Annotated in this window: 18 protein-coding genes; 10 read left to right on the plus strand and 8 right to left on the minus strand. The window is 69.4% G+C overall.

Translation table 11 applies throughout. From position 1 onward, the window contains the following. Window positions 1-86 precede the first annotated feature (86 nt). Together OG453_RS23525 and OG453_RS23530 are read left to right on the plus strand one after the other, a co-directional pair. Entirely contained in the window at window positions 87-1,637 is a 1,551-nt protein-coding gene (locus OG453_RS23525; RefSeq protein WP_266870429.1) for a ricin-type beta-trefoil lectin domain protein, read from the plus strand. Between the two features lie 119 nt (window positions 1,638-1,756). Further along, entirely contained in the window at window positions 1,757-2,245 is a 489-nt protein-coding gene (locus OG453_RS23530; protein WP_266870430.1) for a dirigent protein, read from the plus strand. Window positions 2,246-2,273: 28 nt separating this feature from the next. On the opposite strand, the gene OG453_RS23535 is transcribed toward OG453_RS23530, so the two are convergent. Further along, window positions 2,274-3,965 carry a fumarate hydratase gene (locus OG453_RS23535; protein ID WP_266870431.1) on the minus strand — a complete coding sequence of 564 codons (1,692 nt, stop codon included), beginning with the start codon at window positions 3,963-3,965 and terminating at the stop codon, window positions 2,274-2,276. A 158-nt stretch (window positions 3,966-4,123) separates the two neighbouring features. On the opposite strand from OG453_RS23535, the gene OG453_RS23540 reads away from it, so the two are divergent. Together OG453_RS23540 and OG453_RS23545 are read left to right on the plus strand one after the other, a co-directional pair. After that, window positions 4,124-4,804 carry a DUF1707 domain-containing protein gene (locus OG453_RS23540; protein WP_266870432.1) on the plus strand — a complete coding sequence of 227 codons (681 nt, stop codon included), beginning with the start codon at window positions 4,124-4,126 and terminating at the stop codon, window positions 4,802-4,804. A 116-nt stretch (window positions 4,805-4,920) separates the two neighbouring features. Then, on the plus strand, window positions 4,921-5,298 hold the full coding sequence (locus OG453_RS23545) for a WhiB family transcriptional regulator (RefSeq protein ID WP_266870433.1): 378 nt from the start codon (window positions 4,921-4,923) through the stop codon (window positions 5,296-5,298). Window positions 5,299-5,394: 96 nt separating this feature from the next. On the opposite strand, the gene glpX is transcribed toward OG453_RS23545, so the two are convergent. Further along, window positions 5,395-6,426 carry a class II fructose-bisphosphatase gene (gene glpX, locus OG453_RS23550; RefSeq protein ID WP_266870434.1) on the minus strand — a complete coding sequence of 344 codons (1,032 nt, stop codon included), beginning with the start codon at window positions 6,424-6,426 and terminating at the stop codon, window positions 5,395-5,397. A 165-nt stretch (window positions 6,427-6,591) separates the two neighbouring features. Here glpX and OG453_RS23555 point away from each other — a divergent pair, with 165 nt between their 5' ends. Further along, a complete protein-coding gene (locus tag OG453_RS23555) occupies window positions 6,592-7,110 on the plus strand; it encodes a DUF4245 domain-containing protein (RefSeq protein ID WP_266870435.1) in 519 nt (172 codons plus the stop codon). An 83-nt stretch (window positions 7,111-7,193) separates the two neighbouring features. On the opposite strand, the gene OG453_RS23560 is transcribed toward OG453_RS23555, so the two are convergent. The 4 genes from OG453_RS23560 to OG453_RS23575 all read right to left on the minus strand — a co-directional run bounded on the left by OG453_RS23560 (window position 7,194) and on the right by OG453_RS23575 (window position 11,137). Further along, window positions 7,194-7,784 carry a malonic semialdehyde reductase gene (locus OG453_RS23560; RefSeq protein ID WP_266870436.1) on the minus strand — a complete coding sequence of 197 codons (591 nt, stop codon included), beginning with the start codon at window positions 7,782-7,784 and terminating at the stop codon, window positions 7,194-7,196. A 155-nt stretch (window positions 7,785-7,939) separates the two neighbouring features. Continuing rightward, window positions 7,940-8,197 (minus strand): exodeoxyribonuclease VII small subunit, encoded by a 258-nt coding sequence (locus OG453_RS23565; RefSeq protein ID WP_266870437.1) that lies wholly within the window; start codon window positions 8,195-8,197, stop codon window positions 7,940-7,942. 9 nt (window positions 8,198-8,206) lie between these two features. Next, a complete protein-coding gene (xseA, locus tag OG453_RS23570) occupies window positions 8,207-9,424 on the minus strand; it encodes an exodeoxyribonuclease VII large subunit (protein ID WP_266870438.1) in 1,218 nt (405 codons plus the stop codon). A 318-nt stretch (window positions 9,425-9,742) separates the two neighbouring features. After that, entirely contained in the window at window positions 9,743-11,137 is a 1,395-nt protein-coding gene (locus OG453_RS23575) for an APC family permease (RefSeq protein WP_266870439.1), read from the minus strand. An 85-nt stretch (window positions 11,138-11,222) separates the two neighbouring features. Here OG453_RS23575 and OG453_RS23580 point away from each other — a divergent pair, with 85 nt between their 5' ends. Continuing rightward, on the plus strand, window positions 11,223-12,209 hold the full coding sequence (locus tag OG453_RS23580; protein WP_266870440.1) for a 4-hydroxy-3-methylbut-2-enyl diphosphate reductase: 987 nt from the start codon (window positions 11,223-11,225) through the stop codon (window positions 12,207-12,209). 30 nt (window positions 12,210-12,239) lie between these two features. Next, a complete protein-coding gene (ppgK, locus tag OG453_RS23585; protein ID WP_266870441.1) occupies window positions 12,240-12,983 on the plus strand; it encodes a polyphosphate--glucose phosphotransferase in 744 nt (247 codons plus the stop codon). A 12-nt stretch (window positions 12,984-12,995) separates the two neighbouring features. Here ppgK and OG453_RS23590 read toward each other — a convergent pair whose 3' ends face one another. Then, window positions 12,996-13,478: a DUF6542 domain-containing protein gene (locus OG453_RS23590; protein ID WP_323178710.1), complete on the minus strand. Its 483-nt coding sequence runs from the start codon at window positions 13,476-13,478 to the stop codon at window positions 12,996-12,998. A gap of 355 nt (window positions 13,479-13,833) precedes the next feature. Here OG453_RS23590 and ychF point away from each other — a divergent pair, with 355 nt between their 5' ends. After that, window positions 13,834-14,922, plus strand: coding sequence for a redox-regulated ATPase YchF (gene ychF / locus OG453_RS23595; protein ID WP_266870443.1), 1,089 nt, complete (start codon window positions 13,834-13,836; stop codon window positions 14,920-14,922). Window positions 14,923-15,002: 80 nt separating this feature from the next. On the opposite strand, the gene fusA is transcribed toward ychF, so the two are convergent. Next, the gene (gene fusA / locus OG453_RS23600) at window positions 15,003-16,922 is read right to left on the minus strand and encodes an elongation factor G (protein ID WP_266873102.1); all 1,920 of its coding nucleotides are present in this window, start codon (window positions 16,920-16,922) and stop codon (window positions 15,003-15,005) included. A gap of 115 nt (window positions 16,923-17,037) precedes the next feature. Here fusA and OG453_RS23605 point away from each other — a divergent pair, with 115 nt between their 5' ends. Both OG453_RS23605 and OG453_RS23610 read left to right on the plus strand, forming a co-directional pair. Further along, a complete protein-coding gene (locus OG453_RS23605; RefSeq protein ID WP_266870444.1) occupies window positions 17,038-18,423 on the plus strand; it encodes a site-specific integrase in 1,386 nt (461 codons plus the stop codon). Then, entirely contained in the window at window positions 18,416-20,326 is a 1,911-nt protein-coding gene (locus OG453_RS23610; protein ID WP_266870445.1) for a hypothetical protein, read from the plus strand. Before OG453_RS23605 ends, OG453_RS23610 begins: the two co-directional genes overlap by 8 nt. The last annotated feature ends 112 nt before the right edge of the window (window positions 20,327-20,438 follow it).

Raw genomic sequence — 20,438 nt, forward strand, 5'->3', positions numbered from 1 at the left:
AGTTGAGCACTTGTCTTGTTCCAGGTATTCCCAAGCGCCCTACTGACCAGTAAAAACCGGGGGTAACACCAAACCGGGGAGGCGCGATGAAGCGCACCAGAAGCAGCCGCCAGGGCAGGCTGAGATGTACTTTCGCGGCGGCCGTCGCGATGGCGGCGGTGTTCGGCACGGCGGCGCTGCCCGCCCAGGCGGCGGACGGCGACGGCGGGAGCCCGAAGGCGGCGCCCACCTCGACGCCGCTCCCGCCCGAGCTGGAGAAGATCCGGGCGGACGAGGCCACCAAGCTCTACGGCGACCCGGCCGAGCGCCCGCTGGCCGACCGCAAGACCGGGCTGATCTCGCTCGGCGACAGCGAGATCTCCGGGGAGGGTGTCGGGACGTACGAACCCGGTACCGACGGCCCCGACAACTGGTGCCACCGCTCCCCGGACGCCGCGATCCACCGCACCGGCATCCCGGCCGACGTGACCTACAACGTCGCCTGCTCGGGAGCGAGCACCGTCAACATCAAGATCGGCGGCCAGAAGCAGTACGCCGACGAGCTGGTGCAGAGCGACAACCTCGCCATCAAGGCCCGGAACACCAAGATCAAGACGATCCTGCTCGTCATCGGCGCCAACGACGACCTCGAGTTCTCGCCGGTGATGACGGACTGCGTCACCCGCTATCTGCTCAGCCAGGGAGCCTGCGCCGGCAAGTACAACGGCGGCTGGCAGGCCCGGGTCGACGCCCTCGTGCCCAAGGTCGAGCAGTCCATCCGCGACCTGAAGACCGTGATGAAGGACGCGGGCTACCAGGAGGGCGACTACAAGCTCGTGGCCATGGGCTACCCGAGCCCGATCGGCCCGGACTTCCGCGACAACCCCAACTTCCCCGGCAAGCTGGCCTGCGGCGGTCTCGGCTACGACTCCGACACCGAGTGGGGCCGCAACTACGCGGTGCCGGCCTTCGAGACCGGCATGCGCAAGGCCGCGAAGAACGCCGGCGCGACCTACCTCGACAACTCCCGGCTCTTCCACGGCCATGAGGTCTGCATGGAGGACACCTGGGCGCGCGGGCTCTACATCGACCTCTCCAACCCCTTCCCGCCGGACTCCAATTCGGTACGGCAGTCCTTCCACCCCAACGCACGGGGCCACGCGGCCTTCGCGTCCTGCCTCACCCAGATCCACGACTCCGGGCAGCGTGAGGCCAGTTGCGCCGACCCGGCGAGCACGGGCAGCCCCAAGCTGTACCCGGGCGGATGGGACGACGCGTACAAACCCCTGAAGAACCAGGGCACGGGGACCTGCGTGGACGTCGACGCGTCGAGCAGCCGCAACGGCACCAAGGTCCAGGGCTGGGACTGCACGGGCAACCGCAATCAGACCTGGTGGTACGACGGCGGCCCCGGTGGTCAGCAGTCACTGCACACCGGTCTGACCCAGGACCGCTGCATCGACGTACCGGGAACGGCGAAGGAGGGCACCGCCGTCACGCTGTGGAACTGCCACGGCGGCGCCAACCAGAAGTTCGTGCGCGAGGCGGGGACCCTGCGTCCCGCGTCGGACACCGGGCTCTGCCTGGGGCTCGCATCGCCCAAGGAGCCGCTGAAGCTCCAGAAGTGCGACGGGTCGCCGAACCAGAAGTTCGCGTAAGCCCCCGTTCGCCCCGGGCCTCCTCCGCCACCGCCCTCCAGGAGGCGGCCCCGGGGCGAACGTCGGAGAATGAGGAAGGGAATGAGGGGGGAGACCCACCACCTCACAGGAGGCGGCACATGCTTCCCCACCTCAGGACCCTCGGCGCGCTCGGCGTCTGCCTGGCCGCGTCCGTCGCCCTCACCGCCTCTTCCCCCGCGTTCGCCGCGCCCACCCGGGACGACGAGACGTTCACGCTCTATGCCAAGGAAGTCGCGAGCGAGGACGACGAGGGCGAGAGCGAGCAGGCACCCGAAATCGGGGACAGCTTCGCCTTCGCCGACGACCTGTATGACAGCAAGGGCGGTGGCAAGGTCGGCAGGGACGGCGTGACGTGCACCGTGGTGCGCGTCGCCGACCCCGGCGACCTGCTGTGCGTGGGCACCTTCGTGCTCGAAGGCGGCCACATCGCCGGGCAGGCCGTACTGCCGCTCGACCAATCGGAGCAACAGCCCACGTTCGACATCGCGATCACCGGCGGAACCGGCGACTACGAAGAGGTACGCGGCTACATCCACTCCACCGATGACGGGGACTACCAGAAGCTGGAGTTCCACGTCCGCGACTGAACGGCCCTGACGGGGTGCTGCCGCCGGGTCAGCCCAGGCCGGGGCCCCGCACCGGGATGCTGGTGAACGTCGGCGCCGGGGCCGGGTTCTGGAAGAAGTCGTCGCCCTTGTCGTCCACGACGATGAACGCCGGGAAGTCCTCGACCTCGATCTTCCAGACGGCCTCCATGCCGAGCTCCTCGTACTCGACGACCTCGACCTTCTTGATGCAGTCCTGGGCGAGGCGCGCGGCGGGGCCGCCGATCGAGCCCAGGTAGAAGCCGCCGTGCGCGCCACAGGCGTCGGTGACCTGCTTCGAGCGGTTGCCCTTGGCGAGCATCACCTTGGAGCCGCCCGCGGCCTGGAACTGCTCTACGTAGGAGTCCATCCGGCCGGCCGTGGTCGGTCCGAAGGAGCCGGACGCGTACCCCTCGGGGGTCTTCGCCGGGCCCGCGTAGTACACCGGGTGGTCCTTCAGGTACTGCGGCATCTCCTCGCCCGCGTCGAGCCGCTCCTTGATCTTGGCGTGCGCGATGTCGCGGGCCACGACCAGGGGGCCGGAGAGCGAAAGCCGCGTCTTCACCGGGTACTTGGTGAGCTCGGCGAGGATGTCGTCCATCGGCTGGTTGAGGTCGATCTTGACACTGCGCGCATTAGCGGCTTCGCCGCGGGCGGAGGCCTCGTCGAGGTGCTCGTCCGTGGTCTCCGGAAGGAAGCGCGCCGGGTCGGTCTCCAGCTGCTCCAGGAAGACGCCTTCGGCGGTGATCTTCGCGGTGGCCTGGCGGTCGGCCGAGCAGGAGACGGCGATCGCGACGGGCAGCGAGGCACCGTGGCGCGGCAGGCGCACCACGCGCACGTCGTGGCAGAAGTACTTGCCGCCGAACTGCGCGCCGATGCCGATCTTCTGCGTCAGCTCGAAGACCTTCTCCTCGAGCTCCTTGTCCCGGAAGCCGTGTCCGGTCGGCGAGCCCTCGGCGGGCAGCTCGTCCAGGTAGTGCGCGGAGGCGTACTTGGCGGTCTTCAGGGCGAATTCGGCGCTGGTGCCGCCGACGACGATCGCCAGGTGGTACGGCGGGCAGGCCGCCGTGCCGAGCGAACGGATCTTCTCCTCCAGGAACTTCATCATGGAGGCCTCGTTCAGGACGGCCTTCGTCTCCTGGTAGAGGAACGACTTGTTGGCCGAGCCGCCGCCCTTGGCCATGAAGAGGAACTTGTAGGCGCCGCCGTCGGTCGCGTACAGCTCGACCTGCGCGGGGAGGTTGGAGCCGGTGTTCTTCTCCTCCCACATGGTCAGCGGAGCCATCTGCGAGTACCGGAGATTGAGCTTCGTGTACGCGTCGTAGATGCCGCGGCTCAGGGCCTTCTCGTCCTCACCTTCGGTGAGGACGTTCTGGCCGCGTTTACCCATGACGATCGCCGTGCCGGTGTCCTGGCACATGGGCAGCACGCCGGCCGCCGCGATGTTCGCGTTCTTCAGCAGGTCGAGCGCCACGAACTTGTCGTTCGACGACGCCTCGGGGTCGTCGATGATGCGCCGCAGCTGCGCCAGGTGTGCGGGCCGCAGATAGTGCTGGATGTCGTGGATCGCCTCGGCGGCGAGCTTGCGCAGCGCCTCCGGGTCGACCTTGAGGAACGTCCGCCCGTCGGCCTCGAAGGTGGCGACACCCTCGGAGGTCACCAGCCGGTACGGGGTGGTGTCCTCTCCCAGCGGGAGCAGATCGGAGTACTCAAACTCTGGCATTACGGCCATTCCTCACTCGGCAGACAGCGGCGCGGCCTCCATTGGCGACGCGCCAACCAGCGTAGAACGCCACAGGACGGCCGGGTCTGTGAGGTAAGGCTCAGTACCGCGGTTCGAGGGGTAGTCGCGATCTATCGCGTTTGGGTACGCTGACTGGTGTGGACCTAGAGAAGCGCCCTCAGCAGCCATCGCCGGAACCGCGGCCCGCAGCCCTGCGCGCCTCCGACGCGGACCGGGACCGCACGGCGGACATCCTCCGCGAGGCCCTGGCCGAGGGCCGGCTGACGGCCGAGGAGCACGGCGAGCGCATCGACGGCGTCTACCGCGCGAAGACGGTGGAGGAGCTGGCGCCCCTGGTCAGCGACCTGCCCGCGGCCGGCGGTGCCGGGTATGCGACGGCGGCTCCCGAGCCGGCCCCCTCCCGGCCGTCGGACGGCATGGTGCCCCCGGTCGCCGACGAGAACCTGGTCGCGGTCTTCAGCAGCTCGGTGCGCAAGGGCCGCTGGCGGGTCGGCCGCCGCACCCATGCGTACGCGATCTTCGGCAGCGTGGAGATCGACCTCAGCGAGGCGATCTTCGAGCAGCGGCAGGTCGTCATCAAGGCGGTCTCCGTCTTCGGCAGCGTCGAGATCCGCGTCCCGGAGAACATCTCGCTGCGGGGCAGCGGCACGGGCGTGCTCGGCAGTTTCGAGGTGGAGACGCTCGACTCGGCCGAGCGCGACGCCCCGGTCGTCTTCGTCGACGGCTTCGCGGTCCTCGGCAGCATCGAGGCCCGGCCCAGGCGCGGCAAGCTGGTGCGCGATCTGCACAAGCAGCTGCGCAAGCACTTGGGTCACTGACGGCCCCGAGGGGCGGCGGCGGGCGTACATCGGAACTCAGTGCATAGGCGCATGCACAGCGGGTAGAGCTTGCTGCATCGTCTCTCGCTCGCGAAGCCGTCGTCAGGAGTAGACCCGTGCTGCAGCCGTCGCATCAGTCCCTGCAGGTCGCCGCCGTTCCCGGCCAGCGGGTGCCAGTGCGCGATCGGAATCAGGACTCCCCATGGCACACCGAAGCGGTGTGCAGGCGAGACGAGGCGGGGCTGTTCTTCGCCCCGTCCAAGGAGCCGACCGCCTCCCGCCTCTCCCGCGAGGAAGCCGCCAAGCGTGTCTGCGGCGGCTGTCCCGTGATGGTGGAGTGCCGGGAGCACGCCCTGCTCCAGCCCGAGCCGTACGGCGTCTGGGGCGGCCTCACGGCCGCCGAGCGCCGCGTGGTGCTCGCCAGGCGCCGCAGGCGCGACCTGGAGCTCAAGAAGGCGGCACACACCGCAGGCCCGATCGCCGCCGCCGGATAACAGTCGGTACGTCGAAGGGGGCGTCCCCCGCACGGGGCGCCCCCTTCGACGTACGCAACTGGCGCTCTGCAGAGCCCGCTTGCTACGTGCTGTCTGCTACTTCGCGCGGTCGAAGTCGATGGCGCTGTACGCGCGCAGCTTCGAGAGCCGGTGGTCGGACTCGATCTTGCGGATCGTGCCCGACTTGGAGCGCATGACCAGCGACGAGGTCGACGCGGTCTCCGCGCCGTACCGCACGCCCTGGAGCAGCTCGCCGTCGGTGATGCCCGTCGCGACGAAGAAGACGTTGTCCCCGCGGACCAGATCGGTCGTGGAGAGCGTGCGGTCCAGGTCGTGGCCCGCGTCGATCGCGCGCTGCCGCTCCGCGTCGTCCTTCGGCCACAGCTTGCCCTGGATCACACCGCCGAGGCACTTGATCGCGCAGGCCGAGATGATGCCTTCCGGGGTGCCGCCGATGCCCATGAGCATGTCGACGCCGGTGCCTTCGCGCACGGCCATGATCGAGCCCGCGACGTCGCCGTCCGAGATGAACTTGATGCGCGCGCCGGTCTCGCGGATCTCCTTGACGATGCCCTCGTGGCGGGGGCGGTCGAGGATCATGACCGTGACGTCCTCGGGCGCGGAGTTCTTCGCCTTGGCGACGCGCCGGATGTTGACGGACGCCGGGGCGTTGATGTCCACGTAGTCGGCGGCCTCCGGGCCCGTGACCAGCTTGTCCATGTAGAAGACCGCGGACGGGTCGAACATGGCGCCGCGGTCGGCGGCGGCGAGCACGGCGATGGCGTTCGGCATGCCCTTCGCGCACAGGGTCGTGCCGTCGATCGGGTCGACGGCGATGTCGACCTCGGCGCCGGTGCCGTCACCGATGTGCTCTCCGTTGAAGAGCATCGGGGCCTCGTCCTTCTCGCCCTCCCCGATGACGACGACGCCGTTCATCGAGACGGTGTGGACGAGGGTCCGCATGGCCCTGACGGCGGCCCCGTCGGCGCCGTTCTTGTCGCCGCGGCCGACCCAGCGGCCCGCGGCCATGGCGGCGGCCTCGGTGACCCGGACGAGTTCCAGGGCGAGGTTGCGGTCGGGGGCCTCGGGGGAGACTTCGAGCTCGGACGGGAGATGATGCTCGGTCATCGGAGCGCACCTTTCTGCTGATACGACGACGGCCGGATGAGGGTTTGTGAATGACTCTATCCGCAGGCCGACAAAATGAGCAGAGGGCCCCACGCATGAGCGGACCGGACGCGGGTGCCCAGGGCGGGCGCAAGGGGTCCGCGGGGACCTGCGACGATGGGGCACGTGGCTGGAAGACAAGGCAAGCAGACCGTGCGGAACATGCTGTGGTCGATGGTGGTGATCTGCCTCGTCGCGGGCGTCATCTACATCTTCATCCCGCACGACGAGTCCAAGACCCCCGTCAAGCGCGTGGACTACCGCGTGGAGCTGCTGACCGCCCGCAGGGCCGCGGCGTATCCGGTGGCCGCGCCCGAGGGTCTGGCCAAGGCGTGGAAGCCGACGTCGGTCCGTTTCGACGGCGCCAAGCACGACAGCTGGCACCTGGGCTTTCTGGACCCGGACGGCGAGTACGTCGCGGTCAAGCAGTCCACGGGCAAGCCGTCCGAGTTCATCGACGAGGCCACCCAGCGCGCGGTGAAGACGAAGACCACCGAGGAGATCGGCGGCCGGACCTGGCAGCGCTACGAGGGCAAGACGTACGACGCCCTGGTGAGCCAGGACAAGGGCGCGACGACGGTGGTCGCGGGCACAGCGTCGTTCGGTCAGCTGACGGAGATGGCGCAGGCGCTGAAGACGTCCTGAGGACGCGCACGGACGCGTACGGCAATGCGAAGGGCCCCCGGCAGCTGCCGGGGGCCCTTCGCATTGATGGTCGGGGGTGCGACTCAGACGGTCGTGATGACCTGGTCGATCTCCAGGCGCGGGGAGCGCGGGAACCAGGCGTCGTCGCCCGGCTTGCCGATGTTGATGACCATCACCGGGGTGTGGTCGTCGTCCAGGAACTCCTTCTGGACGCCGGCGAAGTCGAAGCCGGTCATCGGGCCCGCGGCCAGGCCGGCGGCGCGCACGCCGATGATGAAGTAGGCGGCCTGGAGGGCGGCGTTGAGGTGCGCGGCACCCTCACGGACCGGGCGCTCGGTGAAGAAGATGTCCGCGGCCTGCGGGAAGTGCGGGAGCAGGGCCGGCAGCTCCTCGTGGAACTCGTTGTCCGCGGAGAGGATCGCGACGAGCGGGGCGCTCGCGGTCTTCGGCTGGTTGCCCTCGGCCATGTGCTTGACCAGGCGCTCGCGGGCCTCGGGGGAGCGGACGAGCGTGATGCGCAGCGAGGAGAGGTTGAAGGCGGTCGGGCCGAACTTGACCAGGTCGTAGATCGCCTGAACCTGCTCCTCGGTGACCGGCTCGTCGGTGAAGGTGTTCGCGGTGCGGGCCTCGCGGAAGAGCAGGTCCTGGGCGGCGGGGTCAAGGGCGAGAGACATGGATCAACCTTCTCGGTGCGTGCGTGGATCAGCTTGCTCGACCGAAGGTACGCCGCTGCGGTTTAAGATTCAACAAAAACTGGAGCATGGTGATCCGCTTCACATCTTTCCGTACGGGGGCGGGCGGGGAGATTCCGCCCCGCCCGAACCCGCGCTCAGCCCTGGTCGTCGCCCTCGGCGTCCCCGTCGCCCTCGGGCCCGGCCAAGGCGGCGTCCAGCCTGGCCCGCGCCCCGTCCAGCCACCGCCGGCACACCTTGGACAGCTCCTCGCCCCGCTCCCACAGGGCGAGCGACTCCTCCAGGGTCGTGCCGCCCGCCTCCAGGCGGCGTACGACCTCGATGAGCTCGTCCCGCGCCTGCTCGTAGCCGAGCGCGTCCGCCGCGCCGGTGGCCTCGTCCGTCTTGCTGGTCATGCGCCCACCCTAAATGTCGACTTGTACGGTTCGTACGGTGAATTCGCCCTCGGCCACGCGTGCCCGCAACTCCTCGTCGGCGGCGACCTCGTCGGCGGCGCGCACCACGGCGCCGTCCGCCTTCTGCAGCACCGCGTACCCCCGCTGAAGGGTCGCGGCGGGGGAGAGGGCCACCACGCGCGCGTGGGTGTGCGTCAGCTCCGAACCGGCGCGGTCCAGGAGATGCCCGAGCGTGCGGCGGCTGCGGTCCACGAGGGCCGAGACCTGCTCCTCGCGCTCCTCGACCATGCGGTGCGGGTTCTCCATGGAGGGCCGGGCGAGGGCGTGCGCGAGCCCACGGTCCTCCCGCTGTAGCAGGGCATCGATGCTGCGCCGCGCCCGGTCCCGCAGCCAGCGCACCCGCTCGTGCTCCTCGCCGACGTCCGGCACGACCTTCTTGGCGGCATCCGTCGGAGTCGAGGCGCGCAGATCGGCGACGTAATCGAGCAGCGGATTGTCCGGCTCGTGCCCGATGGCGGAGACGACGGGCGTACGGCACGAGGCGACGGCACGCACCAGCTGCTCGTCCGAGAACGGCAGCAGATCCTCGACGCTGCCGCCACCGCGCGCCACGATGATCACGTCGACGTCATCGAGCGCGTCGAGATCCTTGACGGCCTGCACGACCTGCGGAACGGCGTGCACGCCCTGGACGGGCACGTTGCGCACCTCGAAGCGGACGGCGGGCCAGCGGTGCCGGGCGTTCTCCAGCACGTCCCGCTCGGCGGCGGAAGCGCGCCCGGTGACGAGCCCGATGAGCTGGGGCAGGAAGGGCAGGGCCTGCTTCCGCTCGGCGGCGAACAACCCTTCCCCGGCAAGACTCTTCTTCAACTGCTCAATCCGAGCAAGCAGTTCCCCAACACCCACGGGCTTTATCTCGGCGGCCCGCAGGGAGAGCTGCCCCCGAGGCGCGTACCACTCGGGCTTGGCGTGTACGACGACGCGGGCGCCCTCGGAGACGACGTCGGCGACGGCGTCGAACACCTGCCGATAGCAGGTGACACTGACCGAGATGTCGTGGGACGGATCCCGCAGCGTCATAAAAACGACCCCGGCACCGGGCCGCCGCGACAACTGCGTGATCTGCCCCTCGACCCACACGGCACCAAGCCGATCGATCCACCCCCCGATGAGCCGAGACACCTCACCCACGGGCAACGGAGCATCAGCAGACGTATTGAGAGCCATCCCCCGAGCGTATAGGCCCGTACTGACAGGCCAACCCCGTAAAACCACCCCCCACTGCCCCAACGCCCAGGCCCACCCACCGCCCCGACACGCGCCCACTGGCCCCCCACCCTTGGCGCGACGCCCACCCACCGCCCCGACGCCCGCCCACTGGCCCCCGCCCTTGGCCCGACGCCCACCCACCGCCCCGACGCACCGGCTGGCCCACCCACCCCCCCCACCGCAGAGCAATCGGGCGGGTGGGCGGGAAAGATCCGCCGCGAAGCGGCGGCCCAGTCCGGAGTCGACCCGCAGAGACCGCGCAGCGGCAGTCGGCGGCTACAAGGACTCCCGCCGAGCCCTCTGGGCAACCAGCACCACAAGCCCCACCACGAACCAGATCAACCCCACCACCTGCGCGGACCCCGCAGCCTCCACGATCACGGCGACAGTGATCGCAGCCCCCAGCACAGGGACGAGCAAGTGCCGCCACCAGCTGAAGGCCCCCTCACGCCGCCGCACCACGAACCACCCCACCACGCTCGCGTGCAACAGCACGAACGCCGTCAGCGCCCCGATGTCGACCACCGACACCAGGTGGTCCATCCCGTCGTCCCGCCGCGCCGCCCACACCGCGGCCACCATCGTCACGACGGCCGCGCACAGCAGCGCGACCCGCGGCGTACCGGAATCCGTCCGCGACAGCGCCCGCGGCAGCCGCCGGTCCCGCGCCATGGCGAAGAGCAGCCGCCCCGCCGCCGCCTGCCCGGCGAGCGCCGCGAACGCCGCGCCGATCGCCTTGCTGACGGCCACCGTGTCGTGCAGCCAGTCACCCACCGCCGAGTCGACGGCATCGTAGAAAGCGGACCCCTGTTTGCCCGGCTCCGCCGCGAGCTCCGCGGACGACAGCGGCTCCAGGAGCGCCACCAGATAGGTCTGGGCGATGAACAGCACACCCGCGAGCGCCAGACAGAACAGCACCGCCCGCGCCACCTTCGCCGAGCCCCCCGTCACCTCCTCCGCGAACGAGGCGATCGCATCGAAGCCCAGATACGAGAGCACCGCCACCGACACCGCCCCCACGACGGCCGACAGCGCGAACGCCCCCTGCGAGCCGTCCCCGGTCAGCGGCGACAGCCAGTCCCGCTCAGCCCCGTCCTGTGCCAGCACGACGATCGCCGACACGATGAAGACGAGCAGGACCACGATCTCCATGGCGAGCACGAGGAACCCCACCCGCGCAGCGGCCCGCACGCCCCACAGGTTCAGCGCGGTCGTCACCAGAACCGCGATCGCCGTCCACACCCACCGGGACACGGAAGGCACCAGCGCCTCCATCGCGATCCCGGAGAAGAGATACGCCACCGCCGGAATCAGCAAATAATCCAGCATCGCCATCCACCCGGCGATGAACCCGGCCCCGTTGCCGAGCCCCACGCGCGCGTACGCGAAGACGGAGCCCGCCTGGGGGACCACCCGCACCATCTGGGCGTAACTGAAGGCGGTGAACGCCATGGAGATCGTGGCGATGACGTAGACGAGCGCGACGGCCCCGTGCGACTTGGCGTCGAGCGTCCCGAAGACACCGACCGGCGCCATGGGGGCGATGAACAGCAGTCCGTAGACGACGAGATCCCGGAAGCCGAGACTGCGCCGCAGCCCGTCCCCTTCGACAGCGGTGCCGGTACCGGTACCAGGACCGGAATCGGCCGCACTGCCTGAGCTACCGGACATCTCGCCTCCGTAAGTGAACGCGGACCCCCAGTCTCCCCAAGGAGGCGATCTTTGACGCGCTGGGCTCGGCCTTACGATGGTGGGTATGACTGCTTCGACTCCTGCCCGCCGAGTCCTGCTCGCCGCCCCCCGCGGCTACTGCGCGGGTGTGGACCGTGCCGTGATCGCCGTCGAGAAGGCCCTTGAGCAGTACGGGTCCCCGATCTATGTCCGCCACGAGATCGTGCACAACAAGTACGTGGTGCAGACCCTGGAGAAGAAGGGCGCGATCTTCGTCGAGGAGACGGCGGAGGTCCCCGAGGGCTCCATCGTCATGTTCTCCGCGCACGGCGTCGCCCCGACCGTCCACGCCGAGGCCGCCGAGCGGAAGCTCGCCACCATCGACGCGACGTGCCCCCTCGTCACGAAGGTCCACAAAGAAGCGGTCCGCTTCGCCAAGGACGACTTCGACATCCTCCTGATCGGCCATGAGGGCCACGAGGAGGTCATCGGCACGTCGGGTGAGGCGCCCGACCACATCACGCTGGTCGACGGCCCCGACGACGTCGCGAACGTCGAGGTCCGCGACCCCGACAAGGTCGTCTGGCTCTCCCAGACCACGCTCTCGGTCGACGAGACGATGGAGACGGTAGACGCCCTGAAGACGAAGTTCCCGGGCCTCATCTCCCCTCCCAGCGACGACATCTGCTACGCCACGCAGAACCGCCAGATCGCCGTGAAGAAGCTCGCCGAGGACGCCGATCTCGTCATCGTCGTCGGCTCCAAGAACTCCTCGAACTCGATCCGCATGGTCGAGGTCGCCCTGGAGGCGGGCGTGCCGGCGTCGCACCTCGTCGACAACGCCGACGAGATCGACGAGGCCTGGCTGGAGGGCGTGACCACGGTCGGCCTGACCTCGGGCGCATCCGTTCCCGACGTCCTGGTGGACGGCGTCATCGAGTGGCTTGCCGAGCGGGGCTACGGCGACGTGGAAACGGTGAAGACGGCCGAGGAGTCCATCACCTTCTCGCTGCCCAAGGAGCTCCGCCGCGACCTGCGCGCGGAGGCTGCGGAACTCTCCGCCGAGAAGTGACTGTCAGTCCGGCGTCGTAACGTGGTGTCCATGCAGATCTTCGGTGTGGACATCGGCGGATCAGGGATCAAGGGCGCTCCCGTTGACCTGGACCGCGGAGACCTGGCACAAGAGCGGCACAAGGTCCTGACCCCGCATCCGGCCACGCCCGACGGCGTGGCCGACAAGGTGCGCGAGGTCGTCGAGCACTTCGCCTGGAAGGGCCCGGTCGGCGCCACGTTCCCCGGCGTGATCACCGACGGCACGGCGCGCACGGCGGCCAACGTCGACAAGAGCTGGATCGGTACGGACATCCAGGCCCTGGCGTCCGACCGGCTCGGCGGCGTCCCCGTCACGGTCCTGAACGACGCGGACGCGGCGGGCGTCGCCGAGATGCACTTCGGCGCGGGCCGCGGCCACAAGGGCACGGTCCTGCTGCTCACCTTCGGCACCGGCATCGGCAGCGCCCTCTTCACCGGCGGCCGCCTGGTCCCGAACACGGAGCTCGGCCACCTCGAACTGCACGGCCACGACGCGGAGAAGCGCGCCTCGTCCAAGGCCAAGGAGGACGAGGACCTGAGCTGGGAGCACTGGGCGCGCCGCGTCCAGAAGTATCTGGCACACGTCGAGATGCTGTTCTCGCCCGAGCTCGTCATCATCGGCGGCGGTGTGAGCCGCAAGGCCGAGAAGTTCCTGCCCCTGATCAAGGGCATCCGCGCGGAGCTGGTCCCGGCGCAGCTGCAGAACAACGCGGGCATCGTGGGCGCGGCGATGGCGGCCGCGGGCGAGGCCTAGAGCCCGTAGGGGTTACGTGGCGGGCATCCGCCGCCGAGGCGTCCGCGGCCCGGCGGCGGCAGCAGCGGCGCGCGCCCGCCGCCGCTGCGCGAGGAACCGGATCCGCCGGACGATCACGAGGACCCCGGCGACCAGCGTCCCCCCGTACAGCCAGCCCGCGTGCAGCGCGAGCGCGGTGATCAGCCCCATGAATTGCCCGCCGAAGCCGCCGCTGCCCCCCGAGACCGGCGGCAGCCCGGCCACGAAGGCGATCGGCACCGCGACCGGCGCGGTCACCAGGTCGACCGGCCGCACCCAGAGCGCGGTCAGCGCGCTGACGGGCACGAACAGCACCCCGTAGGCGACAAGCGAGCCGTTCGAGCTGCCGAAGAACAGCCACAGCAGACAGGCGAGCAGAAACATCGTCGCGGCACAGAAGAGCCCGGACCCGAGCCCGGTCAGACGCGGGTTGGGCATCCGGCGCAGCGCGCGGTAGAAGCGATAGAGCGGCAGCATGCGCAGTTTGCGTACGAAGGGCGGGGCGGGACGGCGGGGGCGGGACGCGGCGCGGTAGACCGCCGACGATTCGGCGGGCCTGCCCTGCGGGGGCAGGGGCGCGGTGCGCCGCGGCCGGGCCGGATGCTGAGGGGGACGCGTCCTGTGTTGCTCCACCGGACCAACCTAGGTCGACCCATACTGATAATCCTGCCTGGGACACGCCCTTTGGCCGACCTTGGCCAAGCGTTCGATCCGCGAGCGGTACGCCGACGAGGGCCGGGCCCGCACGCCGTAGACTGGGGGATCGCCCCACGGTCGCTCTCCGGCCCTCAGGGCCGTCCACCCACAGCCCTCACGTACGGGAAGTCGCAACGTGTCGCTCACGATCGGAATCGTCGGTCTGCCCAATGTCGGCAAGTCGACCCTGTTCAACGCCCTGACCAAGAACGACGTGCTTGCGGCCAACTACCCGTTCGCCACGATCGAGCCCAACGTCGGCGTGGTCGGCGTCCCCGACCCCCGCCTCACCCAGCTCGCCGAAATCTTCAGCTCGCAGAAGATCCTTCCGGCGACGGTCGACTTCGTAGACATCGCGGGCATCGTGCGCGGCGCCAGCGAGGGCGAGGGCCTCGGCAACAAGTTCCTCGCGAACATCCGCGAGTCGGACGCGATCTGCCAGGTCATCCGTGCCTTCAAGGACGAGAACGTCGTCCACGTGGACGGCAAGGTCTCCCCGAAGAACGACATCGAGACGATCAACACCGAGCTGATCCTCGCCGACCTCCAGACCATCGAGAAGGTCCTCCCCCGCCTCCAGAAGGAGTCGCGGATCAAGAAGGACATCGCCCCGAAGGTGAAGGCGGTCGAGGAGGCCCAGGCGATCCTGGAGCGCGGCGACACGCTCTTCTCCGCGGGCATCGTCCAGGGCTCGGGCAACGAGGAACTCCTGCACGACCTGCACCTCCTCACCACCAAGCCCTTCCTCTACGTCTTCAATGTGGACGAGGACGAGCTGACGGACGACGACTTCAAGGCCGAGCAGCGCGCCCTGGTCGCCCCCGCCGAGGCGATCTTCCTCAACGCCAAGCTGGAGGCGGACCTCGCCGAGCTGGACGACGACGAGGCCCTCGAACTCCTCCAGTCGGTGGGCCAGGAAGAGCCCGGCCTCGCCACCCTCGCCCACGTCGGCTTCCGCACCCTCGGCCTCCAGACGTACCTCACGGCAGGCCCCAAGGAGTCCCGCGCCTGGACGATCTCCCAGGGCGCGACGGCCCCCGAGGCGGCCGGTGTGATCCACACGGACTTCCAGAAGGGCTTCATCAAGGCCGAGGTCATCTCCTTCGCGGACCTGGTCGAAACGGGCTCGGTCGCCGACGCCCGCGCGGCCGGCAAGGCACGCATGGAGGGCAAGGAGTATGTGATGCAGGACGGCGATGTGGTGGAGTTCCGCTTCAACGTCTGACCCTCCGCCCCCGGGGACCCTCCCCAGCCCGCACCGACGACGGCCCCGCCCCCCCCAAGGGGCGGGGCCGTCGTCGCGCGCTACCGAACCAGCACCCCGGCCGGCACCACCGCGTACCCCGTGGGCCGAGTCGTGAACGTCCCCCGGCCCTGCGTACGGCCGCGCAGGCGCGACGCATAGCCGAACAGCTCGGCCAGCGGCACCGTTGCCGTGAGGACCGCCGTGCCGGCCCGCGTGGTCGAGGCCGAGACGCGGCCGCGGCGCGCCGCCAAGTCGCCGAGCACGGCCCCGACGGCGTCGTCCGGCACCGTGGCCGTCAGCTCGACGACCGGTTCGAGCAGGGCCATCTCGGCGGCCCGCAGCGCCTCGCGGAGCGCGAAGCGGCCCGCCGTGCGGAACGCCATCTCCGAGGAGTCCTTGGAGTGGGTCGCCCCGTCGGTCAGCGTCACCCGCAGCCCCGTCACCGGATGGCCGCCGAGCGGGCCCTCCGCGAGAGCGTCCCGGCAACCGGCCTCCACCGCACGGACGTACTCCTGCGGCACCCGGCCGCCGACGACCGTGGAGTCGAACACAAAGGCGTGCGTCTCCAGCGGCTCGACATCGAGCACCACATGCGCGAACTGCCCCGCGCCTCCCTCCTGTTTGACATGCCGGTACGTCAGTCCTGACACCCCGCGCACGACCGTCTCCCGGTAGGACACCTGCGGGCGGCCGACCTCGACGTCGAAGCCGTGCGTACGGCGGATCTTCTCCACCGCGACCTCCAGATGCAGTTCGCCCATGCCGGAGAGCACCGTCTGGCCGGTCTCGGGGTCGACCCGCACGGCGAGCGAGGGGTCCTCCTCGACCAGGCGGGCAAGGGCCGACGACAGCCGTCCGGTGTCGACGTTCCTGCGGGCCTCGACCGCCACGGAGACCACCGATGCCGTCACCGCGGGCGGTTCGAGGACCAGCGGGGCGTCGGGCGCGCACAGCGTGCTGCCGGCGCGTGCGGACTTCGGGCCGATCACGGCCACGATGTCGCCGGCGACCGCCCGGTCCAACTCCGCGTGGCGGTCGGCCTGCACGCGCAGGATGCGGCCGATGCGCTCGCCGCGGCCCGTGCCCGCGTTCATCACCGTGTCTCCCTTCGTGATCGTTCCCGAGTACACGCGCAGATACGTCATCCGTCCCGTCGCCGTCGCGTTCACCTTGAAGACGAGGCCGGCGAACGGCGCCGTCGGGTCGGCGGCGCGCTCCTGCACGGCGTCGTCCCAGCTCCCGCGCATCGCCGGTACGTCCTGCGGCGACGGCAGGTAGGACACCACGGCCTCCAGCAGCGGCTCGATGCCGCGGTTGCGGTAGGCCGAGCCGCACAGGACCACCACGCCCTCACCGCTGAGGGTGAGATCGCGCAGCGCGGCGGTCAGTGTCCCTGTCGAGAGCGCCGACGTCGTGCAGTACTCCTCCATCGCCGCCGGATGGAGTTCGGCCACCGTCTCCTCCAGCAAGTGCCGCCGCCGGTCGGCCTGTTCGCGCAGGGCCGCGGGGATCGGGACCACTTCGTACGCGTCATGTGTGTCGTACGTATCGCCGCGGCCCGCGTGCCAGACCTGGGCGCGCATCCGCAGCAGGTCCACGACGCCCGTGAACTCGTCCTCCTGCCCGATCGGCAGCTGCACCACCAGCGGGACCGTGTGCAGCCGCTCCCGTATCGAGGCGACCGCCGTGTCGAGATCGGCGCCCGCCCGGTCCAGCTTGTTGACGAACGCGATCCGCGGCACGTCGTACCGATCGGCCTGCCGCCACACCGACTCGCTCTGCGGTTCGACGCCCGCGACGGCGTCGAACACCGCGACCGCACCGTCGAGCACCCGCAGCGAACGCTCCACCTCGTCGGCGAAGTCGACATGGCCCGGAGTGTCGATCAGGTTGATCCGGTGGCCGTCCTTCTCCACACAGTTTATCCGTGTCTCACGAGATGCCTGAACTAAGGGGCAACGGTTGGGTAGTTGTGTTATTCCTTGTAGTTCAAACTGTCTCAGGGGGACGTAGGTGAATCTGTTCTACATCAGGCCCAAACTGGTCGAGAAGTGGCCGCCGGGAGTGGGGCCGTCACCTGGGGAGGTGCGGAGGATGCTCGAACACCGAGCCATCCTCGACCAGACCCCGGTGTTCCTCGACTCACAGATGCGGCCCATCCCACACCTCTCCGGATGGTTCCGCTCGCTGTCCCTGCGCAAGCGCGACGCCGCCACCATGCGGCCGTATGCCTACATCGTCCTTCGGCTGGCGGCCTTCCTCGAAGAGCGGGGAACCGACATCCTCTCTGCCACTGAAGCTGACCTTGTCGCGTACCGCTTCTCTCGCACACAGCTGCAAGACAAGCCCGTGGACGAGGACACCACATGGAGCCGCGAGGCCAGCGTCATCGACCGGCTCTACACCTGGCTCCGCGACCAGAACCTGATCACGCGCAAGCCTGTGCGGCTTGACTCGACCGGCCGCAACCCCCTCACCAGCGGAACGATCCGTGAGATGGACGTGCGGCACATGACGCTGCCGCAGTACCTGTACTTCCGCGACGTTGGCTTCGGGGGAATGCTTCCCGACGGCACCGTTGACTTCACCTACCGGGGAATCAACACTGTCCACCGCGGCCGGGCCTCCGAGGAGACCGCGCTCCTCACCGGGATGCGCAAGCAGGAGTGGTCAACTCTCCTGATCCCCGAACTCGGCGAAGGCTGGGACAACCCCGCCATCAGCTCCGACTTCCGTCTCCAGGCATGCGCCAAGTACAAGATCGCCCGAGACGCCTACGTCCCGGCCGCCGCGCACCAGATGATCCACCACTACCGGCAGTTCGAGCGGAACGCTGTGGCGGCCACCGCCGCACGCAACCTCGCCCGCAAGGCGAAAGACTTGTTCATCGTCACCTCCAACAACACCGAGCGCGGCACCCTCACCGGCACCTTCGAAGGACGTACCCGCACCTTCACGATCTCCGCCATCGACCCTGACATGCGCCGGCTACTCGTCCGCGAGGGCGAGTTTGGCCTTGAAGCCCTCGCCGTCTTCATCGGGCAGGGCGGCTTCATGCTCAGCGATGCCTCCTGGGACCGCATCCGTTGGGCCGCCTGGGACCGAGCAGTCAAGTACGCCGACGCCGACGGCGTCCCCCCGCTTCCGCGCAAGCCATGGCGCTACCACGACGCCCGCCACACCTACGCCCTCCAGCTCCTCAAGCAGCTCTACCGGATGAAGTGGGAACGCGAAGGCCAGATGCCTCCAGGCCCAAAGGCATCGCCGGATGACCACGTCCTGTTCGGCCCCATCCTTCGGGTACAGCGCCGACTTGGACATAAGCGCTTGACCAGCACCCTCGGATATCTGCGTTACATGGACGACCCCATGAACTACGTGGACGACGCCTTCCGTGAATGGACCGACCACGACGGCGCCACGTATGCCGAGATCGCCTTGCGGACATGGCACCTGGACGTGGAGGCGGCTCGTGCCTAGACGCGGCCAGCACACCCCAGCCACACCCGTCGCGGCGCACGGCACACAGCCGCCCGCTGTGATCGGCCCCCGCGTCGTCCACGTCCCCCAGCACAACCGGTCCGGCACAAGGGCATTCCGCATCACCCCGGCCGACTTCCGCTGCACGCGCCTGGTATCCGAACTCGCCGATGAATGGGCCTCCCTCGCCGAACTGCGACAGTGGCGCTCCGCCGCCGTGGACACGCACCTCCGAACGATCAAGCTGTTCGCGGGATTCGTAGACACTCACGCGGCCTCCCCCGAAGCAGCCTCCCTCGCCCGCGACGTACCGGACCTCGCCCACCTGGTCCGCGAGCACAGCAGGCTTCTACCTGCTCAGTACGCGACCGGCTCTGAGACTCCGGCGCTACTGATCGACAACCTGCGCGCACTGATGAACGCCCACGCCCAGCGCGAAGAAGTCTCCGTGGCGGAGGGACTGCTGAGGCTGCTTGCCGCTCCTCACTCTGTCCCGTACGGCAAGTCATCCGAGCTGGACGAGTTCTCCCGCAAGGAGAAGGGCGCGCTCCTCCGCGCGGCGTGGGCCGGGGTGAGGGAGGCCGAGAACCGGCTGGCCCGTGGCCGCGAACTGGTGGCGCAGGGCGGACCTCCTGCCGCTCACGGATGGACCGACATCGCCAACCTGCTGTGGGCCGTCCAGGTCGGCGGGTTCACCTGGCGTGAACTCGCCCGCAGCCTGCCCCCCTTGAGCACGTGGACACAGGAGATGCGAGAGCTGGCCTCCAGCCGGGCCGGGGCCGTCAGACCAGACTCGGCACGCAGCCAGTTCTGCACGGGGTTGCTCACCTATCTGCACGTCACGCAAGACGATATGCACGCCTTCCGCATCCTGATCATGGCGGCGACCGGACACGCACCCGAGGAGATCACGGGCCTTGGCGAGAGCGACGTCGAGTTCACCTCGCTCGGTGTCCGCGTCACCCTGCGCAAGCGGCGAGCACGCAAGCTCCGTACCCGTGAATTCCACGCGCCCCGCACCGCGACGCACCCCGACTCCGGACAGCTCAACGCGGCCGAGTTGCTCCGCAGGCTGATCTCCGTCACCGCCCAGACTCGCGAACTGGCCGGCGCGGAGGACGCAGACCGGCTGTTCCTCGTGGCGACGCTGCCGCGCTCCCGCGAACCACAGATCCGTCCGTTCAATCCGAATCTCCCGAACGGCAGCTTCAGCGGATGGGGCACCCGTCAGGGCCTGGACATCTCCCAGCCCCGCGACATCCGCCGACTGCGGAAGTCCGGAAAGGTAGAGAAGGCCATCGCCCACCACGGCGCCGTGGACCGCATCGCCGACGACCACACCCGGCAGACATATCTCGACCACTACGCACGCGGCACCACGCTCCGCGTCGTCTCCGGCCAGCTCGTCACCCAGGCCCAGCGGGAATGGTTCGACACGGCGGTCACCGGACCCGTCGTCCTGGACGAAGCCGCCGAAGCCAGCTTCAACGCTCCCGAGGCGCTGGCCGCCCTGGACCTCAGCCGCGACCAGGCCGACCAGATCCGGGACGGTGCCCTGAACATGGGCGTCTCCGAATGCCGCGACCCCTATGACTCGCCCTACGCCAAGAAACCCGGCGAGCTGTGCCCCGCAGCGCCCTTGAGCTGCCTGGAGTGCAAGAACGCCTTTATCCTGCCGTCCAACCTGCCCCAACTCCTGCTCTACGGGGACTTCCTGGACCAGCTCACCCACCGGCTCACCCCGCCCGTCTTCGACGCCAGATGGGGGCAGCGCCAGACCAACCTCCGCGCAGCTCTTGCCGAGCGGACCTCTGACGAGATCACCGCCGCCCGCAAGCAGATCGAAGACCAGAGCCTGACCCTCCAGATCCCTCTCTCCTCACATACGGAATTCGACCGATGAAGCACACCCGTGCCCCGATCCCCGTACACCAGGCCGCGACGCACGACGCGTTGGCAAGCGATGTCTTCGCGGACGACGAACCGGTCCTCCAGTCCCACCCTCTCGTCCCAGG

Origin of the sequence: Streptomyces sp. NBC_01381 (assembly GCF_026340305.1) — a bacterium.
Lineage (GTDB): Bacteria > Actinomycetota > Actinomycetes > Streptomycetales > Streptomycetaceae > Streptomyces.

What these genes read in the sequence shown, in the direction of transcription:
- OG453_RS23525 (WP_266870429.1), top strand. Translation starts at nt 87, where the DNA reads ATGAAGCGCACCAGAAGCAGCCGCCAGGGCAGGCTGAGATGTACTTTC.
- OG453_RS23530 (WP_266870430.1), top strand. Translation starts at nt 1,757, where the DNA reads ATGCTTCCCCACCTCAGGACCCTCGGCGCGCTCGGCGTCTGCCTGGCC.
- OG453_RS23535 (WP_266870431.1), bottom strand. Translation starts at nt 3,965, where the DNA reads ATGCCAGAGTTTGAGTACTCCGATCTGCTCCCGCTGGGAGAGGACACC.
- glpX (WP_266870434.1), bottom strand. Translation starts at nt 6,426, where the DNA reads ATGACCGAGCATCATCTCCCGTCCGAGCTCGAAGTCTCCCCCGAGGCC.
- OG453_RS23560 (WP_266870436.1), bottom strand. Translation starts at nt 7,784, where the DNA reads ATGTCTCTCGCCCTTGACCCCGCCGCCCAGGACCTGCTCTTCCGCGAG.
- OG453_RS23565 (WP_266870437.1), bottom strand. Translation starts at nt 8,197, where the DNA reads ATGACCAGCAAGACGGACGAGGCCACCGGCGCGGCGGACGCGCTCGGC.
- xseA (WP_266870438.1), bottom strand. Translation starts at nt 9,424, where the DNA reads ATGGCTCTCAATACGTCTGCTGATGCTCCGTTGCCCGTGGGTGAGGTG.
- OG453_RS23575 (WP_266870439.1), bottom strand. Translation starts at nt 11,137, where the DNA reads ATGTCCGGTAGCTCAGGCAGTGCGGCCGATTCCGGTCCTGGTACCGGT.
- OG453_RS23580 (WP_266870440.1), top strand. Translation starts at nt 11,223, where the DNA reads ATGACTGCTTCGACTCCTGCCCGCCGAGTCCTGCTCGCCGCCCCCCGC.
- ppgK (WP_266870441.1), top strand. Translation starts at nt 12,240, where the DNA reads ATGCAGATCTTCGGTGTGGACATCGGCGGATCAGGGATCAAGGGCGCT.
- OG453_RS23590 (WP_323178710.1), bottom strand. Translation starts at nt 13,478, where the DNA reads ATGCTGCCGCTCTATCGCTTCTACCGCGCGCTGCGCCGGATGCCCAAC.
- OG453_RS23605 (WP_266870444.1), top strand. Translation starts at nt 17,038, where the DNA reads ATGCTCGAACACCGAGCCATCCTCGACCAGACCCCGGTGTTCCTCGAC.